This is a genomic window from Nocardioides sp. LHG3406-4 (genome assembly GCF_049897745.1).
In the GTDB taxonomy this organism is placed as follows: domain Bacteria; phylum Actinomycetota; class Actinomycetes; order Propionibacteriales; family Nocardioidaceae; genus Nocardioides.
Map to the genome: position 1 here is coordinate 230,131 of NZ_JAFCWV010000002.1, position 19,567 is coordinate 249,697.

General features: G+C 71.6%; 16 protein-coding genes. 12 read left to right on the forward strand and 4 right to left on the reverse strand.

The window, feature by feature from the left end; all coding sequences use genetic code 11:
- Nucleotides 1-11 precede the first annotated feature (11 nt).
- Nucleotides 12-2,633 (reverse strand): valine--tRNA ligase, encoded by a 2,622-nt coding sequence (valS, locus tag ACP7BP_RS07135; protein ID WP_426243876.1) that lies wholly within the window; start codon nt 2,631-2,633, stop codon nt 12-14.
- Nucleotides 2,634-2,717: 84 nt separating this feature from the next.
- On the opposite strand from valS, the gene ACP7BP_RS07140 reads away from it, so the two are divergent.
- The 10 genes from ACP7BP_RS07140 (at nt 2,718) to rodA (ending at nt 12,242) form a co-directional block, all read left to right on the forward strand.
- Nucleotides 2,718-3,620: a GNAT family N-acetyltransferase gene (locus ACP7BP_RS07140; protein ID WP_426243877.1), complete on the forward strand. Its 903-nt coding sequence runs from the start codon at nt 2,718-2,720 to the stop codon at nt 3,618-3,620.
- A 27-nt stretch (nt 3,621-3,647) separates the two neighbouring features.
- Complete coding sequence (locus ACP7BP_RS07145; RefSeq protein WP_426243878.1) at nt 3,648-4,016, forward strand: carboxymuconolactone decarboxylase family protein; 369 nt, start codon at nt 3,648-3,650, stop codon at nt 4,014-4,016.
- A 12-nt stretch (nt 4,017-4,028) separates the two neighbouring features.
- Complete coding sequence (locus ACP7BP_RS07150; protein ID WP_426243879.1) at nt 4,029-5,399, forward strand: bifunctional folylpolyglutamate synthase/dihydrofolate synthase; 1,371 nt, start codon at nt 4,029-4,031, stop codon at nt 5,397-5,399.
- Nucleotides 5,396-5,788, forward strand: a complete 393-nt coding sequence (locus ACP7BP_RS07155; RefSeq protein WP_426243880.1) for a DUF4233 domain-containing protein — start codon at nt 5,396-5,398, stop codon at nt 5,786-5,788. The genes ACP7BP_RS07150 and ACP7BP_RS07155 overlap by 4 nt, the downstream gene beginning before the upstream one ends.
- Before the next feature lie 43 nt (nt 5,789-5,831).
- Entirely contained in the window at nt 5,832-6,257 is a 426-nt protein-coding gene (gene ndk / locus ACP7BP_RS07160) for a nucleoside-diphosphate kinase (protein ID WP_426243881.1), read from the forward strand.
- Between the two features lie 175 nt (nt 6,258-6,432).
- On the forward strand, nt 6,433-7,461 hold the full coding sequence (locus ACP7BP_RS07165; RefSeq protein WP_426243882.1) for a rod shape-determining protein: 1,029 nt from the start codon (nt 6,433-6,435) through the stop codon (nt 7,459-7,461).
- Nucleotides 7,461-8,408, forward strand: coding sequence for a rod shape-determining protein MreC (mreC, locus tag ACP7BP_RS07170; RefSeq protein WP_426243883.1), 948 nt, complete (start codon nt 7,461-7,463; stop codon nt 8,406-8,408). The genes ACP7BP_RS07165 and mreC overlap by 1 nt, the downstream gene beginning before the upstream one ends.
- Nucleotides 8,405-8,929 carry a rod shape-determining protein MreD gene (gene mreD / locus ACP7BP_RS07175; protein ID WP_426243884.1) on the forward strand — a complete coding sequence of 175 codons (525 nt, stop codon included), beginning with the start codon at nt 8,405-8,407 and terminating at the stop codon, nt 8,927-8,929. The genes mreC and mreD overlap by 4 nt, the downstream gene beginning before the upstream one ends.
- A complete protein-coding gene (gene mrdA, locus ACP7BP_RS07180; RefSeq protein ID WP_426243885.1) occupies nt 8,929-11,061 on the forward strand; it encodes a penicillin-binding protein 2 in 2,133 nt (710 codons plus the stop codon). Before mreD ends, mrdA begins: the two co-directional genes overlap by 1 nt.
- Entirely contained in the window at nt 11,058-12,242 is a 1,185-nt protein-coding gene (rodA, locus tag ACP7BP_RS07185) for a rod shape-determining protein RodA (protein ID WP_426243886.1), read from the forward strand. Before mrdA ends, rodA begins: the two co-directional genes overlap by 4 nt.
- 23 nt (nt 12,243-12,265) lie before the next feature.
- On the opposite strand, the gene ACP7BP_RS07190 is transcribed toward rodA, so the two are convergent.
- Nucleotides 12,266-13,381, reverse strand: a complete 1,116-nt coding sequence (locus tag ACP7BP_RS07190; protein ID WP_426243887.1) for a calcium:proton antiporter — start codon at nt 13,379-13,381, stop codon at nt 12,266-12,268.
- A 25-nt stretch (nt 13,382-13,406) separates the two neighbouring features.
- Nucleotides 13,407-15,494 carry an ATP-binding protein gene (locus ACP7BP_RS07195; protein WP_426243888.1) on the reverse strand — a complete coding sequence of 696 codons (2,088 nt, stop codon included), beginning with the start codon at nt 15,492-15,494 and terminating at the stop codon, nt 13,407-13,409.
- 165 nt (nt 15,495-15,659) lie between these two features.
- Here ACP7BP_RS07195 and ACP7BP_RS07200 point away from each other — a divergent pair, with 165 nt between their 5' ends.
- On the forward strand, nt 15,660-17,639 hold the full coding sequence (locus tag ACP7BP_RS07200; RefSeq protein ID WP_426243889.1) for a TIGR03960 family B12-binding radical SAM protein: 1,980 nt from the start codon (nt 15,660-15,662) through the stop codon (nt 17,637-17,639).
- A gap of 46 nt (nt 17,640-17,685) precedes the next feature.
- The gene (locus ACP7BP_RS07205) at nt 17,686-18,873 is read left to right on the forward strand and encodes a winged helix DNA-binding domain-containing protein (protein WP_426243890.1); all 1,188 of its coding nucleotides are present in this window, start codon (nt 17,686-17,688) and stop codon (nt 18,871-18,873) included.
- A gap of 10 nt (nt 18,874-18,883) precedes the next feature.
- On the opposite strand, the gene ACP7BP_RS07210 is transcribed toward ACP7BP_RS07205, so the two are convergent.
- The gene (locus tag ACP7BP_RS07210) at nt 18,884-19,567 is read right to left on the reverse strand and encodes a VOC family protein (RefSeq protein WP_426243891.1); all 684 of its coding nucleotides are present in this window, start codon (nt 19,565-19,567) and stop codon (nt 18,884-18,886) included.

The following is a 19,567-nucleotide window of genomic DNA, read 5'->3' on the forward strand; positions in this document are numbered from 1 at the left end:
GGCGTCGGCGCTCAGTCGGTGGGTGCCAGCTCGGCGGCCACCGAGAGCTCGGTCGCCTGTCCGTCGACGGTGAAGACCAGGTCGCCGACGATCCTGCCGGTCCTGCGCAGGTCACCCTCGGCCTGCTCCGCGGCCCGCACGAGAGCCTCTGGTCCGGAGATCTCGACGCGGGCCAGCTCGGCGCGCATCGACACCTTGGCCTGCGACTTCGCACCGCGGATGCCGGTCAGTGCGGTCGCGACCGCGTCGACCAGGCCGGCGTCGGCGGCGGCCGCCGCGCCGAGCTCGGCGACCGTCGGCCACGCCTGCGTGTGGATCGATCCCTCCTGCCACCACGACCACACCTCTTCGGTGACGTAGGGCAGGAACGGAGCGAGCAGCCGGAGCTGGGTGTGCAGGGCGATCGCCAGGGTGGCCTTGGCGGAGGCGGTCGCCGGGCTGTCGTCGGCGTAGGCACGCTCCTTGACCAGCTCGACGTAGTCGTCGCAGAACTCCCAGAAGAACTTCTCGGTGACCTCGAGCGCTGTCGTGTAGTCGTAGGCCTCGAACGCCTCAGTCGCCCTCGTGACGACGTTGGCGAGCCGGCCGAGCAGTGCGCAGTCGATGGGCTCGCTCACGGCGAACGTCTCGCGGGAGGTGGCCCCGACGTTGAGGACGTACTTGCTGACGTTGAGCACCTTCATGGCCAGCCGGCGCCCGACCTTCATCTGGGTCTCGTCGAACGGCGAGTCCATGCCGGGGCGGGCCAGCGCCGCACGCCAGCGCACGGCGTCGGCGCCGAACTTCTCGAGGATCTCGGTGGGCACGACGACGTTGCCCTTGGACTTCGACATCTTCTTGCGGTCGGGGTCGAGGATGAACCCGGAGATGAGGGCGTGGGTCCACGGTGCGGTCTGGCTCTCGAGGTGCGAGCGGACCACGCGGGAGAACAGCCAGGTGCGGATGATGTCGTGCGCCTGGGTGCACAGGTCCATCGGGAAGACCCGGGCGAAGAGGTCGTCGTCGGTCGTCCAGCCGCCGGCGATCTGCGGGGAGAGGGACGACGTCGCCCAGGTGTCCATCACGTCGGGGTCGCCGATGAAGCCGCCGGGCCGGCCGCGTCGACCCTCGTCGTACCCGCCGGGCGCGTCGGTCGAGGGGTCGACCGGCAGCTGGTCCTCGCGCGGCAGGAGCGGATGTGCGTAGTCCGGCTCGCCCTGGTCGTCGAGGGGGTACCAGACCGGGAACGGGACGCCGAAGAAGCGCTGGCGCGAGATCAGCCAGTCGCCGTTGAGGCCACCCACCCAGTTGTCGTAGCGGTGCTTCATGTGGGTGGGCACCCAGGTGATCTCGGCACCGCGTTCGAGCATCTCCTGGCGGACGCCGGCGTCGCGGCCACCGTTGGCGAGGTACCACTGCCGGGTCGAGACGATCTCGAGGGGCTTGTCGCCCTTCTCGTAGAAGTTCGCCATCCGCTGGGTGGGCGTCGGCTCGCCGTCCAAGTCGCCGGACGCGCGCACCTTCTCGACCATCGCCTCGCGGGCGCTGAAGGTCGTCTTGCCCCCCAGGTCGGCCCAGTCGTCGGCCGCGGACTCGCCGGTGAGCCACTCGGGCGTCTCCCGGTGCAGCCGGCCGTCGCGGCCGATGATCGTGCGCACGGGGAGCTGGAGCTCACGCCACCAGGTGACGTCGGTCAGGTCGCCGAACGTGCAGCACATCGCGATGCCGGCGCCCTTGTCGGGCTCGGCCAGCGGGTGGGGGTGCACCGGGATCTCGACGCCGAAGATCGGCGAGGTGACCGTGGTGCCGAACAGTGGCTGGTAGCGCTCGTCGTCGGGGTGCGCGATCAGTGCGACGACGGCCGGGATCAGCTCAGGACGCGTCGTCTCGATGAAGACCGGCTCGCCGTCGGGTCGGTGGAAGGCGATCCGGTGGTAGGCGCCGGGGTACTCGCGAGCCTCGAGCTCGGCCTGGGCGACGGCCGACTGGAACGTGACGTCCCACAGGGTCGGCGCCTCCTGCAGGTAGGCCTCGCCACGGGCGAAGTTGCGCAGGAAGGCGCGCTGGCTCACGGCCTGCGCCTTCGGGCCGATCGTCGTGTAGTGCTGCGACCAGTCGACGGACAGGCCGAGGCGGCGCCACAGCGTCTCGAAGACCTTCTCGTCCTCGAGGACGAGCTGCTCGCACAGCTCGACGAAGTTGGGCCGGCTGATCGGGACCTGCTTCTTGGCGTCCGGCTTCTCGGGCGGGGTGAAGTCGGCGTCGTACGGCAGGGACGGGTCGCAGCGCACGCCGTAGTAGTTCTGGACGCGGCGCTCGGTCGGCAGGCCGTTGTCGTCCCAGCCCATCGGGTAGAACACGCTCTTGCCGGTCATCCGCCGGTAGCGCGCGATCAGGTCGGGGTGGGTGTAGGAGAAGACGTGCCCGACGTGCAGGCTGCCGCTCACGGTCGGGGGCGGCGTGTCGATGGAGTAGACGTTCTCGCGCGGCTGGGTGCGGTCGAACGCGTAGGTGTCGTCGGCCTTCCAGCGTGCCGACCACTTGTCCTCCAGGCCCTCGAGGGCCGGCTTGTCCGGTACGACGACGTCGCCCAGAACGGTCTGTCCTGGTGGCGTCGTCGTCTGGGACAGGTCGGAGCCCTGGGTCTGCGTCATGGCCGCAGTTTATGGCGGCTGGTGCCCCGCCCCTAAACGGGTATTCACTGGCTGGCTCGAGGCTGTCGCACTAGCGTCCGGCTCATGGCGACGCTGACGTTCTACGACGACCCGCGAGACTTCCTCGCTCGCGCCGACGGGCACCTGCGTCGCAACCCGGTGCTCAACACCGTCGTGGCGACGTACACCGAGCGGCTGGCCGCCGAGATCGAGGACGGCGTCTACGAGGCCGAGGTCGACCACCCGCGCTGGTGGCTCGTGGTCACCGACGCGGCGGGCGAGGTCGTCGGGGCCGCGATGCGGACCGCGCCGTTCCGGCCGCACCCGCCCTTCCTGCTCGCGATGCCCGACGAGGCGGCGGTCGAGCTGGCCCGCGTGCTGCACGAGCGCGGCGAGCCGATGGCGGGGATCAACGGCGCCCTCCCCGGCGCCCGGCTGTGCGCCGAGGAGTCGGCGCGGCTCTCGGGCGGCACCCCGGAGGTCGCTATCCACACGCGGCTCTTCGAGCTCGAGGAGCTGATCCCGCCCCGGCCGGTGGATGGTGCGCTGCGTCTCGCCACCCCCGACGACGCCGAGCTCGCCCTGACGTGGTTCCACGAGTTCCTGCTCGCGGCCGACGAGCAGGCCGGCCGGGCGCCCGGCAGCGCCCACGACCAGGTGGAGACGATCGAGGGCATCCTGCGGCGCATCGAGCTGGAGCGACTGTGGTTCTGGACGGACGGGTCGGGGGAGCGGGTGCACATGACCGGCGCCAACCCGCCGGCGTACGGCGCGGCGCGGGTGGGGCCGGTCTACACACCCGTCGAGCACCGGGGCCACGGCTACGCCAGCGCCGCGGTGGCGGAGGTCTCGCGGAGGATCCTCGCCCACGACAGCCGGCCGTGCCTGTTCACCGACCAGGCGAACCCGACCTCCAACGCGATCTACCTGGCTCTGGGCTACCGTCCGGTGGTGGACATGGTGAACATGCTGATCCAACCCCGCTGAGCCGATCCCTGCCGCCGGAGGCGCCGCATGACCAAGCACGACCACTCCCACGGGCCCGAGGTGCTCGACGATCTGAAGCAGCCGTCAGCCGACCTGCGCCGCTTGATCCCCGACGTCTACGCCGGGTATGTCGCGATGTCGGGGGCGGCTATGGCCGACGGCGCACTCGACGTCCGGGCCAAGGAGCTGATCGCCCTGGCCATCGCCATCAGCAAGCAGTGCGACGGCTGCATGGCAGCGCACGCGCGGGGTCTGGTGAAGGCCGGGGCCACCGATGCCGAGGTCGCCGAGGCCATCGGGGTCGCCATCATGATGAACGGCGGTCCCGGCACGGTCTACGGCCCGCGGGCGCTCGCCGCCTTCCGCGAGTTCAAGGAGCAGTCCACCGAGTCCTAGACTCGCCCCAACATGAGTGAGACCCCCGCACCGCGCCTGTCCGAGACCTACGCCGAGGTCGAGGACGCCCTCCTGTCTCGATGGCCCGAGTCCAGGCTCGAGCCGTCGCTCGACCGGATCGAGGCGTTCACCGAGCTGCTGGGCGACCCGCAGCGCTCGTTCCGCGTCATCCACCTGACGGGCACCAACGGCAAGACGTCCACGTCGCGGATGATCGACACCCTCCTGCGGGCGCTCGACCTGCGCACGGGCCGGTTCACGAGCCCGCACCTCGAGAAGATGTCCGAGCGGATCAGCATCGACGGCGAGCCTCTCGACGACGTCGCCTTCGTCCGGGCCTTCAATGACGTCGCGCCGTTCACCCACCTGGTCGACGCCGACCAGGCCCACCCGCTCTCCTTCTTCGAGACCATGGTGGGCATGGCCTACGGCGCCTTCGCCGACGCGCCCGTCGACGTCGCCGTCGTCGAGGTCGGCCTCGGCGGTGCCTGGGACGCCACCAACGTCGCCGACGCCGACGTCGCAGTCGTGCTCCCCGTCGCGGTCGACCACGCGAAGTACCTCGGCGAGACGCCGGGCGCGATCGCCGTGGAGAAGGCCGGCATCATCAAGCCGGGCTCGATCGTGGTCGCCGCCCAGCAGTCACCGGAGGTGGCGGAGGTGCTGGTGCGCCGTGCCCTGGAGGTCGGCGCGACCATGGCCCGCGAGGGCGCGGAGTTCGGGGTGGTCTCGCGGGTGCCCGCCGTCGGCGGCCAGATGCTCTCGCTGCAGGGCCTCCGCGCGACGTACGACGACGTCTTCCTGCCGCTCTACGGCGCGCACCAGGCTCAGAACGCCGCCGTCGCACTCGCCGCGGTCGAGGCGTTCGCAGGCGAGGCAGTCCTCGACGAGGACATCGTCCGCGCGGCCTTCGGCGAGGTCACCTCGCCCGGCCGGCTCGAGGTGATCCGGCGGAGCCCCACGATCGTGCTCGACGCGGCCCACAACCCGCACGGCGCCGAGGCCACCGCCGCCGCCCTCGAGGACTCCTTCACGTTCGACCCGCTGATCGGCGTGATGGGCGTGATGGCCGACAAGGACTACGAGGGCCTGCTCGGCGCCTTCGAACCGCACCTGGCCCACCTCTTCTGCACCCAGAACTCCACGCCCCGGGCGATGCCCGCCGCGGAGCTCGGCCGGGCCGCACGCGCGGTGTTCGGCGACGACCGGGTGACCGTCGTGCCCCGGCTGGCAGACGCCATCGACCAGGCCGCGGCGATGGCGGAGGCCGGCGAGGCGTTCGGCGACGCGCTCGGCGCCGGCGCCGTGCTCGTCACCGGCTCGGTCGTCACGGTCGGCGAGGCGCGCTCGATGCTGCGCCGTCCAGGCGGAGGCGCGCGGTGAGCACCGCGGCCCCCCACAACACCGAGCGCTCCCCGCGGCGCGGGATGTGCGCGGCGGTGCTCTGCCTGGAGGGGATCGCCCTCGGGCTCAGCACCCCGGTGCTGATCTCCGTGGCCGGGGTGTCTGTGCGCAACGCACTGCTGCTCGGCCTCGGCCTCGCGGTGGCCTGCCTCTTGCTGGCCGGCATGCTGCGGGCGCCGTGGGCCTACGGCCTCGGCTGGGTCATCCAGGTGGGTGCCGTCGCGCTGGGCTTCGCGGTGCCGATGATGTTCTTCCTCGGTGCCGTCTTCGCGCTGCTGTGGGGTGCCGCCGACCTGTTGGGCCGCAAGATCGAGCGCGAGCGCGCGGCGGCGTACGCCGCGTTCGCCGAACGCGAGCAGCACGGCTGACCTGTGCCCCGACGGTCCGATGCCATGGCCTAGGCTCCGCGCCATGAGCCAGTCATCACCGGTCCAGCGCACGCTCGTCCTGCTCAAGCCCGACGCCGTCAGGCGCGGGCTCGTGGGCAACGTCCTCGGTCGGTTCGAGGCCAAGGGCCTGACCATCGCGGCCATGGAGCACCGCACGATCGACGAGGCGCAGGCCGACAAGCACTACGCCGAGCACGTCGAGCGGGACTTCTACCCGCCGCTGCGCGCCTTCGTCACCAGCGGCCCGCTCGTGGCGGTCGTGCTCGAGGGCGACGAGGCGGTCGACGTGGTCCGCGCCGTCAACGGTGCGACCGACGGTCGCAAGGCCGCGCCCGGCACCATCCGCGGGGACCTGAGCCTCTCCAACCGCGAGAACCTGGTCCACGGCTCCGACAGCCCCGAGTCGGCCGAGCGCGAGATCGCGCTGTGGTTCCCCGAACTCGCCTGAGCCGGACAGTGACGCCCGACGTCCCAACGTAGGACCGGTCGCTGGGGCGTGTCTCCCCTGAAGCAGGCAGTCGGCTACCTACGCTGGTCGTGGGTCGAGGAGTGGCGTCGGCCCACTCTTCCCCTCCTCCCTGGCGGCGCCGCCCACCGGGGCCCGACCAGCGAGGCAGCAGCGCATGGCGAACAGCTTCATCGGCCGCGACATGGCCGTGGACCTCGGTACCGCCAACACGCTCGTCTACGTCCGGGGCAAGGGCATCGTGCTCGACGAGCCGAGCGTCGTGGCGATCAACGAGAGCACCGGCGAGGTGCTCGCGGTCGGTCACGAGGCGAAGCGGATGATCGGGCGCACGCCTGACAACATCACGGCCATCCGGCCGCTCAAGGACGGCGTCATCGCCGACTTCGACGCGACCGAGCAGATGCTCCGCTACTTCATCCAGCAGGTGCACCGGCGCCGCTACTTCGCCAAGCCGCGGATGGTCATCTGCGTCCCGAGCGGCATCACGGCCGTCGAGCAGCGCGCCGTCAAGGAGGCCGGCTACCAGGCCGGCGCCCGCCGGGTCTACATCGTCGAGGAGCCGATGGCCGCGGCCATCGGCGCCGGGCTGCCCGTGCACGAGGCGACCGGCAACATGGTGGTCGACGTCGGGGGCGGCACCACCGAGGTCGCGGTCATCTCGCTGGGCGGCATCGTCACCAGCCTGTCGGTGCGCACCGCCGGCGATGACATCGACCAGGCGATCATCGCGTGGATGAAGAAGGAGTACTCCCTGATGCTGGGGGAGCGCACCGCCGAGGAGATGAAGATGACCCTCGGCTCCGCCTTCCCGCTGCCCACCGAGCCCGAGGCCGAGATCCGCGGACGCGACATGGTCTCCGGTCTGCCACGCACGGTCGTGGTGTCCAGTGCCGAGCTGCGCAAGGCGATCGAGGAGCCGCTCCACAGCATCGTCGACGCGGTCCGCGCCACCCTCGACCAAACTCCTCCCGAGCTGGCCGGGGACATCATGGACCGGGGCATCGTGCTCACCGGCGGCGGTGCCCTGCTCCGCGGGCTCGACGAGCGGCTGCGGCACGAGACGGGCATGCCGGTGCACGTGGCCGACGAGCCGCTGTCGTCGGTCGCCTTCGGCGCCGGCCGCTGCGTCGAGGAGTTCGAGGCGCTGCAGCAGGTGCTCGTGTCGGATCCGCGGCGGTTCTGATGCGGCGCCACCCTGGAGGCGGGGGGACCCGCGGCGAGCGTCGCTGGCGCGGGCTCGACCGGCTCGACGACCGTTCCCGGCCGCCGCGCTCGCTGCTGCTCGCGCTGGTGCTGGCCTCGGTGACCCTGACGACCCTCGACCACCAGGTCGACGACGGGTCACCGGTCGAGTCGGCGAGGCGGGCGGTCGGCGAGGCGTTCGGTCCGGTCGAGTCGCTCACGAGCGACGTCGTACGCCCGTTCACGTCCGTGCCGAGCTGGTTCCACTCCAAGACGTCGCTGCGCGACGACATCCGCGACCTCGAGGCCGAGAACGCCGACCTGCGGGAGCAGGTCGCCACGTCCGGCTTCGACCGCAACCGACTTGCCGAGTTCGAGGGGCTCACCCGCACCGCCGACGACCTGGGTCGCTCGCTGGTTCCGGCCCGGGTCGTGGCCTACGGCTCCTCACAGTCGTTCAGCAACACGGTGACCATCGACGCCGGGTCGGCGGCCGGCGTCCACCCCGACATGACCGTCGTCAACAACGACGGCCTCGTCGGCCGGGTGCTGCGGGTGACCCGATCGACGGCGACGGTGCTGCTGGTCCTCGACGCCGAGTCGGTGGTCGGCGGCCGGCTGGGCGAGAGCATGGAGCTCGGCTTCCTCCACGGCCGCGGCGAGATCGGCAGCGACGAGCGCCTGGACCTCGAGCTGGTCGACGAGGCGAGCGTCCCCGCACAGGGCGAGCCCGTGGTGACGTGGGGCAGCGACGGGGCCGGGCCCTACATCTCCGGCGTACCCATCGGCACCGTCACCGAGGTCTTCGCCAGCCTGCGCGACTCCTCGCAGCGAGCGGTGATCGAGCCGTACGTCGACTTCAGCGCCCTCGACGTCGTCGGCGTCGTCGTACCGATCGGAAGCGCCAGCGACCGGGCCGTCGTCGGGGCCGACGGGAGCATCGGATGAAGCTCCTCGGTGCGGTCACCGGAGTCGCCGCCGTCGTCGTGGCCCTGGTCCTCCAGGTCTCGCTCTTCCCGCACTTCGCCCTGCCGGTGATGGGGCACGGCATCGTCCCCAACCTGGTGCTGCTCGTCGTCGGGGCCGCATCGCTGACCCGAGGCGCGGCGTTCGGCATGCTGCTCGGCTTCGTCGGCGGCGTGGCGCTCGACCTCGCACCGCCCGCCGACCACCTCGCCGGCCGGTGGGCGCTGGCGCTCGTGGTGGTCGCGTACGTCGCCTCGCGGGTGCGCACCGACAGCCGGCCGTCGACCGTCGCGGTCATCGGCACGGTCGCCGCCTCGTCGTTCGTCGGCACCTCGCTCTTCGCGCTCTCCGGCCTGCTGCTGCGCGACCCGGTCATGTCCGTGCCCGACCTGCTGCAGGTCATCCTGGTCGCGCTCGTGTGGGACGTGCTGCTCACGCCGTTCGTCCTCCCGGTGATGATGCGGATGTTCGACGCGGTCACGCCGGAGAGGGCCGCCGTCTGATGGCGGTCTCGGGCTCGCACAAGAGCAGGCTGCGGCTGATCGTCGTCCAGGCGCTGGTGTTCTCGCTCTTCGCCACCCTCTTCGTCCGGCTCTACTACCTCCAGGTCGTGGGCGGCGAGGACTACCAGGCCAAGGCGGCCGACCAGTCGGTGCGCGACATCGTCGTCCAGCCGCAGCGGGGCCTGATCGTGGACGACCAGGGCCGTCCGCTCGTGGCCAACCGGATGTCGTGGGTGATCTCGGTCGACCGCACCCTGGTCGGGAAGCTCGCCTCCGACGAGCGGGACCAGCTCCTCGCCCGGGTCGGCGAGGTGGTGGGCCAGGGCCCCGACGAGGTCGCCAAGCGGCTCGTCGACTGCGGCGCCGACGGCAGCGTCGAGGGCGTCTGCTGGAACGGCTCGCCCTACCAGCCGGTCCCGGTCGCCGCCGACGTCGACCAGGCCGTCGCGCTGCGCGTGCTCGAGCAGCCCGAGGACTACCCCGGCGTGCTCGCCGAGCAGCAGAGCGTGCGTGCCTACCCGCGCCCCTTCGGCGTCAACCTGGCGCACGTCCTGGGCTATCTCAGCCCCATCACCGAGACGGAGTTCGACCAGGCCCGCGACGTCGACGACATCTCCCTCAACGGTGCCTCCTCCGTCGGCCGGGCCGGGGTCGAGAAGGAGTACGACGCGTGGCTGCGCGGCATGCCGGGCTACCGCCGGGTCGCGGTCGACTCGATGGGCCGCGTTCTCGGCGACGACTCGACCGTCGAGAGCGAGCCGGGCGACACTCTGGTCACCTCGATCGACGCCAAGGTGCAGGCCGTGGTGGAGAAGCAGCTCGCCGACCGGATCGCCTTCCAGCGCACCCAGACCGACCCGGTCACCGGTCGCCGCTACGCCGCCGACTCGGGTGCGGCCGTGGTCATGGAGGCACGCACTGGCCGCATCGTCGCCATGGCGAGCCAGCCGACGTACAACCCGGACGTCTGGACCGGCGGGATCTCCGAGAAGGAGCTCAAGCGGCTCTACTCCACCGAGGCCGGCACGCCACTGCTCTCCCGAGCCACCCAGGGCCAGTTCGCGCCCGGCTCGACGTGGAAGCCGTTCATGACGGCCGGCGCGCTGACCAACGGCTACAGCCAGGACACCCGCCTGGAGTGCTCGTCGGGCTTCCAGGTCGGCAACCGGGTGTTCAAGAACTACGAGTCCGGCGCCTACGGCTCGATCGGCTTCGCGAAGGCGCTCGAGGTCTCGTGCAACACGTTCTTCTACCGGGTCGGCTACGACTTCTGGCGGCGCTACGGCACCGACGTCGCCGACGTGCACGCCAGGGACCCGCTCGTCGAGGAGGCCAAGGAGTTCGGCTTCGGCAAGGAGACCGGCATCGACATCCCGGGGGAGGCCCCGGGCCGGATCGCCGACCGCGCCTGGAAGCGCTCCTACTTCGAGTCGCAGAAGGACTACTACTGCGGCATCGCCGACAAGCCCCAGACCCCCGACGTCAGCGACTTCGTCTACCGGTACGCCCGGGAGTTCTGCATCGAGGGCTATGCCTACCGCGCCGGCGACGCCGTCAACTTCGCGATCGGCCAGGGCGACACCATCGTCACCCCGCTGCAGCTCGCGCGAGCCTACGCAGCGCTGGCCAACGGCGGCACGCTGTGGGAGCCGCGGATCGGGAAGGCCGTCGTCAGCCCCACCGGCGAGGTGGTGCGCCGCATCCCGACCAAGAAGGCCGCCCAGGTCGACGTCCCGCAGAAGACCCTCTCCTTCATCGACGACGCCCTCCAGAACGTCTCCCGCGTCGGCACCATGAGCTGGAAGCTGGTCGGCTTCCCGCTCGACGACGTGCACATCAGGTCCAAGACCGGCTCCGCGGAGGTCTACGGCAAGCAGACGACCGGCTGGGTGGCCTCCTACAACAAGGACTACGTCGTGGTCATGATGATCAGCCAGGGCGGCACCGGGTCGGGCAGCGTCGGCGACGGCATCCGCGGGATCTGGGAGGCTCTCTACGGCGTCGAGGGCGACAAGGTCGTCCCCGCCAAGGCAGCCATCCCCGGCACGCTCTCGCCCGAGCAGCTGCCCAACTTCGGCGCCGACGGCTCGATCCTCCCGCCCGCGCTCGAGCCCGAGGACGGTCGCTCATGACCGCCCGCACCCGCTCGGCGACCCTGCGGGGGCCCGGGCTCGACCGGCTCCTGCTCGGCGCGGTCCTGGCCCTGGTCGCGCTCGGCACCCTGCTGGTGTGGTCGGCGACGTCGGCCCGCGACGCCCTCACCGGCGGTGACCCCGCGGCGTACCTCACGAAGGAGCTGGTCAACGTCGCCATCGGCCTCGTGCTGATGGTGATGGTGATGGCCACCGACCACCGCTGGGTGCGCATCCTGGCGCCGCTCGTCTATCTCGCGTCCATCGGCGGGCTGGTGTTCGTGCTCGTGGCCGGTACGACGATCAACGGCTCGCGCTCGTGGGTCCAGCTCGGCGGGATGTCGGTCCAGCCGTCGGAGTTCGCGAAGCTCGCGGTGGCGATCGGGATGGCGCTCTTCGTCGCCGAGCGAGCCGAGGGCAAGTGGCGCCGCGCGATCGGCTCCGTCGACGTCGTCGGCATGCTCGCCATCGCCGCGGTGCCGGCCGTGCTGATCCTGGTCCAACCCGACCTGGGCACCATGCTGGTGCTCGCGGCCACGGTGTTCGGCGTCCTCGCCGTCGCGGGCGCCCCGCGGCGCTGGCTGGCCGGACTGTTCGTGGCCGGGGTCGCGGCGGCCGCGGTCGCGGTGTCGGTCGGCGTCCTCAAGGACTACCAGGTGGCCCGCTTCATGGCGTTCACCAACCCAGGCCTCGACCCCCGCGGGGCCGGCTACAACGTCGAGCAGGCCCGCATCGCGGTCGGCAACGGAGGAGCCTTCGGCCAGGGCCTCTTCGACGGCTCCCAGACCCAGTCGGGCTTCGTGCCGGAGCAGCACACCGACTTCATCTTCACCGTGGCCGGCGAGGAGCTCGGGCTGCTGGGGGCCGGTCTGGTGATCGTGCTGCTCGGGATCGTGGTGTGGCGCGCCCTCGCCATCGCCACGGCCACCGACGACCTCTTCGGCCGGGTGGCCGCCGCCGGGATCGCCTGCTGGTTCGGCTTCCAGGCCTTCCAGAACATCGGCATGTGCCTCGGGATCATGCCCGTCACCGGCGTGCCCCTGCCCTTCGTGTCGTACGGCGGGTCCTCGATGTTCGCCGGGATGCTCGCGATCGGGCTGCTGCAGAACATCCACCTGCGGTCCCACGCCGCCCTGCCCACCCGCTTCCTCGCCCCGAGCCAGGTGCTCGTCCGCCGCTGACTCCTCGCCGGCGCGAGCCGTCGTCAGGGCGCGATGGTCACGGCCAGGAACGCCGCGAGCAGCACGAGGTGCACCCCGCCCTGGAGCGGCTTGGCCCGCCCGGGCACCACGGTCAGGAGCGACACGATCACCGAGAGGAACAGCAGCACGATCTGCATCGGCTCCAGTCCGAGCGCGAGCGGGCCTTCGAGCCAGATCGAGGCGACGGCGATGGTGGGGATGGTGAGGCCGATCGAGGCCATCGCCGAGCCGTAGGCGAGGTTGAGGCTGGTCTGGGCGCGACCGCCGGCCGCGGCGCGCACCGCGGCGATCGACTCGGGCAGCAGCACGAGCAGGGCGATGACGACGCCCACCACCGCGTGCGGGAGACCGGCCGACTCGACGGCGTCCTCGATGGCGGGGGACTCGACCTTGGCCAGCCCGACGACGGCGACGAGGGCCACCGTGAGGAGGGCGAGACTCTGCAGCGCCTGCCGCCCGCTGGGCGGGTCGGCGTGCCCGTCGCCGTCCTCGTCGAGCAGCTCACCGCCGGCGTCCACGGGGAGGAAGAAGTCCCGGTGCCGGACGGTCTGGGTGAAGACGAACATGCCGTAGAGCGCGAGGGACGCGACCGCCGCGAACGCGAGCTGGCCGGGGGCGAACTCCGGGCCCGCCTCGGACGTCGTGAAGCGCGGCAGGACGAGGGTGATGCCCGCCAGCGCGATCACCGTGGCCAGCGCGGAGCCCGTGCCCTCGGGGTTGAACACCGCCAGGTGGTGGCGCAGCGCCCCGACGAGGAGGGAGACGCCGACGATGCCGTTGATGCTGATCATGATGGCCGCGAAGACGGTGTCGCGGGCCAGCCCGGAGGTGTCGGTCCCGTCGGCCGAGCCGGTGATCATCAGCGTGACGATGAGCGCGACCTCGATCACGGTCACCGCGACGGCCAGGATGAGCGATCCGAACGGCTCACCGACCTTGTGGGCGACCACCTCGGCATGGTGCACCGCGGCGAGCACGGCAGCGATGAGGAAGACCGCGACGACCGGCACAAGGAGTCCGTCGAGGTGGCGGCCCCAGGTGGCCGCGAGCAGGACCATGCCGAGGATCGGCGCTGCGACGGTCCAGCTGACGCGGCCGCGGACGGTCGATGCGCTCATGCGCGGAACCCTACTGAGGATCCCGCTAGCCCCCCGGGAGCACCCGCACCGCAAGCTCGTCGGTACGCCGCCCGCCGCTCGGCAGGGTGAACGAGAAGGTGGCACCGCCGTCGGGGTTGTTGTGGGCCGCGATGACGCCGCCGTGCCGGGTGACGATCCGACGGCACAGGGCGAGCCCGAGACCGGTGCCGGTGATCACCCCGTGGTGGTTGTCGGCCCGGTGGAACTCCTCGAAGATGAGGTGCTCCTCGCCGGCCGGGATGCCCTGTCCGCGATCGGCGACGTTCACCCGCACCCAGCTCTCGTCGTCATCGAGCCTCGAGGTGATCCAGACCCGGGCGGGCTCGCCCGGCACGGCGTACTTGACGGAGTTGTTGATCAGGTTCGCCAGCACCTGGCGCGCCATCGCCGGGTCGGCCTCGACGATGTGCGGCGCGTCGATGACGAACTCGGGCTCCGGGTCGTAGCCGCTGCCGACGAACGTCGAGACCACCTCCAGCGCCATGTCGTGGAGGGGTACGACGCCCGGCGCGAGCACGCCGTCGCGGCTCACGGCGTAGTCGAGCCAGTCCTGGACCACCTGACGCATCCGGGCCGCGCCCACGCTGGTGCGGGCCAGCATCCGGGCTGCCTCCGCGGGATCGCCGTCCTCCAGCGCCTCGCGGGCCAGCTCGAGCCAGCCCTCCAGCCCGGTGAGCGGGGCGCGCAGGTCGTGGGCGACGGTCGCGGCGAAGCCGGTCAGCTCGCTGAGGCGCTCCTGCTCGGCGGTCTTGTCCGAGAACAGCACCACCGACACGTTGCCGCCGGCGGTGTCGACGGCGCGGGCGCGGGCGTTGAGGACCCGCGTGCTCGTCGGCGTGGTGACGACGACGGTCGCGTCGCCCGTCTCGTGGCCGGGTGTCCCCGGCACGTCCACCATGGGCGTCCCGTCGAGCTTGCGGAGGCCGAAGTACTCGCTCCAGTCGGCGAGCCGGCTCCTGGGCACCGGCTTGCCGAGGAGCGTCTTGGCGGCCGTGTTGTAGAGGCTGATGCCGCCGCGGTCGTTGATGAGGAGCAGCCCGTCGCTCATCGCGTTGAAGACCACGTTGAAGAGGTCGGCCTGCTTGGCCAGGGCGTCGCGCTGGGTGTCGAGCTGCACCAGCGCCTCGCGTCGCGCCTGGCTGAGCAAAGACAGCGCGAGCGCAGTGAAGGTGGCCACGCACACCAGCAGGTGGACGACGATCTCCGCGGGGAAGGCGTCGTCGAAGGTGGCGTCGAACCGCCCCAGGGACGCCGCCAGGGCGGCGCCGACCGCGAGGGCGAGCGAGTGGAGCGCCGTGCTCCAGGGAGGGAATACGACGCCGACGTACAGGCTGGGCAGCAGCAGCAGCCAGGCGATCGGCCACTGGCTCGCCTCGAGCACCACCCACAGGCACGCGAAGGAGACGGCCACCATCACCGGGATCAGCGCGGTGCGCGTGTCCCGCCTCCACGTGCGCGGGATCTGCGCCGCGAGCAGCAGGCAGGCGCCTCCGACGAAGCAGGACACCACCACCTGGGCCGTCCAGCGCGTCAGGACGGACGTGGCGGCGTCGCCGACCCAGATGTGGGGGTAGGCCCCGATCGGCAGGGCCAGGACCGTCGCGAGCACGCTGGCGAGGAACAGCATGACCAGGTCCCGGACCTCGGTGGGCGCCCACTCACGACGCCACGCCGCTCCGCGTCCGAGCCGGGTCTCGGCCGCCAGCGGCGCGACGTGGGAGAGCATTCCGCGGGCACCCCGGTAGAACAGGCAGATGAGCGAGGCCTGCACGCCCACCCCGATGGCGGCACGCAGGGACTCGGCGGGGGAGTGCCCGGCCACGAGGTGGCCGAGCGTGGCCAGCGCCACGATGCTCGCCCCCGTCAGCACGAGGCCGCTCTCGAGGGCGGGGACCGCGCCGCGCCACGTGCAGGTGAGCCAGACGAACGCGAGGGTCGAGGCCAGCCACAGCGTGGGCTGACCGTGGGGAGTGACGTCGCCGCCGACGACGACCGAGACGAAGAAGCAGCCCGCGAGCGTCCACCACAGGCACAGCAGGGTGCGACGCGCGCCTGCGTCGTACTCGAAGCCCACCGGCCCAGGACCCAGCAAGGGACAACCTTCCCCCAGGCGCCCCCGCGCCCGTCGTCTCCTGGGTCAGCACCCCCTGCGCGGGCCCAGGTGAGTCAGCATATTGCTGGTCGTCGCGTGGTTGGGCGGAAGTCCCGGATCCCGCGTACGCTGGACTGATCCACCAAAACGCCCAGTGAGGTACGCATGCCCAGCGCCGTCGCCGAGTCGGTCTTCCCCCGCCTGGAGGGCCGTCTGCCCTCGGTACAGAAGCCCATCCAGTACGTCGGCGGCGAGCTGAACTCCACCGTGAAGGACTGGGACTGCGCGGGATCCGCGGGACCGACGGTCCGCTGGGCGCTGATGTACCCCGACGCCTACGAGGTGGGCCTGCCCAACCAGGGCGTGCAGATCCTCTACGAGGTGCTCAACGAGCGTGACTGGATCCTGGCCGAGCGCACCTACTCCGTGTGGCCGGACATGGAGGCGGTCATGCGTGCGGGTGACAGCCAGGGCGCCATCCCGCAGTTCACCGTCGACGGGCACCGGCCGGTGCGCGCCTTCGACGTGTTCGGGCTCTCGTTCTCGACCGAGCTCGGCTACACCAACATGCTCAACGCCCTCGACCTCGCCGGCATCCCGCTGCACGCGGCCGACCGCGGGGCCGACGACCCGATCGTGCTGGCCGGGGGACACGCGGCGTTCAACCCGGAGCCGGTCGCCGACTTCCTCGACGCGGCCGTGCTCGGTGACGGCGAGGAGGTCGTGCTGGCGATCTCCGAGGTGGTCCGCGAGTGGAAGGCCGAGGGCGAGCCGTCAGGCGCGATGGAGAGCGGCCGCAACGAGCTGCTGCGCCGGCTCGCGGTCAGCGGTGGCGTGTACGTCCCGAAGTTCTACGACGTCACGTACGCCGCCGACGGCACCATCCGGGCCGTCGTACCCAACCGGCCGGGCATCCCGGCCCGGGTGCGCAAGCACACCCTGATGGACCTCGACGCCTGGCCCTACCCCGCCAAGCCGCTGGTGCCGCTCGCAGAGACGGTGCACGAGCGCTTCTCCGTCGAGATCTTCCGCGGCTGCACCCGGGGCTGCCGCTTCTGCCAGGCCGGCATGATCACCCGTCCGGTCCGCGAGCGCTCGATCGAGACCATCGGCGCGATGGTGGAGAACGGCATCCGCACGACCGGCTTCGAGGAGGTCGGGCTGCTGTCGCTGTCCAGCGCCGACCACTCCGAGATCGGCGAGGTCGCCAAGGGACTGGCAGACCGGTACGCCGGCTCCAACGTCTCGCTGTCGCTGCCCTCGACCCGCGTCGACGCGTTCAACATCACCCTGGCCAACGAGTTTTCCCGCAACGGCCGTCGCTCCGGCCTGACTTTCGCCCCGGAGGGCGGCAGCGAGCGGCTGCGCAAGGTGATCAACAAGATGGTGAGCGAGGACGACCTCATCCGCACCGTCGCAACGGCGTACTCCCACGGCTGGCGGCAGGTGAAGCTCTACTTCATGTGCGGCCTGCCGACCGAGACCGACGACGACGTGCTCGCCATCGCCGACCTGGCCAAGAAGGTCATCGCCAAGGGCCGCGAGGTCACCGGGCGCAACGACATCCGGTGCACCGTCTCGATCGGCGGCTTCGTGCCCAAGCCGCACACGCCGTTCCAGTGGGCGGCACAGCTCGACCACGAGACGACCGACGAGCGGCTCAAGAAGCTGCGCGACACGGTGCGCGAGGACAAGCGCTACGGCCGGGCGATCGGCTTCCGCTACCACGACGGCAAGCCCGGCATCGTCGAGGGACTGCTCTCGCGTGGCGACCGCCGGGTCGGCGCGATCATCGAGCAGGTGTGGCGCGACGGGGGCCGCTTCGACGGCTGGAGCGAGCACTTCTCCTACGACCGCTGGCTGGCCAGTGCGACCACCGCCCTGGCCGGCAGCGGCGTCGACCTCGACTGGTTCACCACCCGCGAGCGCGGCTACGACGAGGTGCTGCCGTGGGACCACCTCGACTCCGGCCTCGACAAGGACTGGCTGTGGGCCGACTGGGAGGATGCGCTCGACCCGGGCTCCGTCGACGTCGAGGACTGCCGCTGGACGCCCTGCTACGACTGCGGTGTCTGCCCCGAGATGGACACCGAGATCCAGATCGGTCCCACCGGGCGCCAGCTGCTCCCGCTCGCGGTGGTCTAGCCGGTCCTGGCAGCGGGCCCCGTGTGCCCCTTGGCAGGATGTGGCCGTGCGCCACGTCTCGAACGCCGAACGCCGAGCCAGGCTGGTCCGGCGGCACGCCTTCTCCCCGGCCCACCGGGCGGCCGACCCGGTCGAGGCCACGCGGTCCATGACGGTCCTCCACGCGACCGAGGCAGCCACCGTGTACCTCTCGATCGCGGCACGCGTCGACGGCATCGACCCGGCGGGCATCGACCACGCGCTGTACGCCGACCGGTCGCTGGTCAAGCAGCTAGCCATGCGGCGCACCATGTTCGTCGCTCCACGGGACCTGCTGCCGGCGACGTGGGGGAGCGCCTCGGCGCGGGTCGCCGAGTCGGAGCGCCGCAAGGTCGGTAAGGACGTCGTCGCGGCCGGCTGGACCACCGACCCCGATTGCTGGCTCGCCGAGGCCCGCCGCGCCGTCCTGGACCTCCTGGGTGACGCCCCGGGCGGGGTGGGCGCGGCGGAGCTCCGGGCCCTCGTGCCGGCACTGGCCGGCAAGGTCGCGATCGCGCGTGGCACCAAGTGGGGTGCGGACGTGCCGGTCGCCCCGCGGGTGCTGACCTGGCTGGGCGCCCGGGGCGAGATCGTGCGGGGCGTCAACGCCGGGCACTGGCGCACCTCCCGGCCCCGGTGGACGTCGATGGAGGCCTGGCTGGGCGCGTGCCCGGCCCCGCTGGCCGAGGACGACGGCTACGCCGAGCTGGTGCGTCGCTGGCTGCGCACCTTCGGCCCGGGCACGGAGACCGACCTCGTGTGGTGGCTGGGCTCGACGAAGACGGTCGTCCGTCGCGCCCTGGCCGGGATCGGAGCCGTGGAGGTGTCGCTCGATGGCGGGATGACCGGGTGGGTGCTCCCCGACGACCTCGAGCCCGAGCCGGAGGTGGAGCCGTGGGCGGCCCTGCTGCCGGTGCTCGACCCCACCACGATGGGCTGGAAGCAGAGGGACTTCTACCTCGACCCGCAGCACGCGCCCTTCCTGTTCGACACGCTCGGCAACGGCGGCACCACGGCCTGGGTCGACGGCCGGGTCGTCGGCTGCTGGGTGCAGGGCGACGACGGCGCCGTGCGCGTCGTACTCCGGGAGGACGTCGGGCGTGACGCCGGGGCTCTGCTCGATGCCGAGGCGGACCGGCTCACCCGGTGGCTCGACGGCCAGGTGATCAGCAGCGTCTACAAGTCGTTGCAGATGAAGGAGCTTCCGCTGCCCTGAGCGCCCGTCGTCACGCCGGGGTGAAGGCGCAGAACTCGTTGCCGTCCGGGTCGGCCAGCACGTGCCAGCCGATCTCGTCGTCCTTCTCGCGCAGCACTCGGGCACCGTGGGCGAGAAGCGTGTCCAGGTCGGTCGTGTCGACGTCGATGTGGACGCGGTTCTTGGTCGTCTTCGGCTCCGGCACCGGCTGGAAGACCAGTGACTCGAACGGCGCGTCGACGATGTCCTCCACCCAGGAGTAGCCCTCCGCCTGGTCGCGGTCCAACCGGCCGCCGAGCGCCTCGGCCCACCACGCGGCGATGCGGTGGGAGTCGTCGGCGGAGTCGCCTGCGTCCCAGACCAGCTCGTAGAGGCGGCGGGTCACCGGCTCCGTGCGCACGAAGACGCAGAACTCCTGTCCGTCCGGATCTCGCAGCACGGTCCACCGCTGGCTGTCGTCGACCGTCGTGGCCCCGGCGTCCAGCGCCGTGCGCAGCGACTCGGCGTTGACGTCGAGGTGGATGCGGTTCTTGACGGTGACCGGCTCGGGCACCGGGTTGAGCCACACCCGAGGCTCGCCGTCGGGATCGTCGAGGCTCCAGACGCCGTGGCCGCGCGGACCGGGCTCGAGCCCGAGCTGAGCGCCCCAGAAGCGGGCAGCCGCCTCGGCGTCACGGGCGTCGATGCACAGGGACTGGTACGTCGCGAGCGCCAT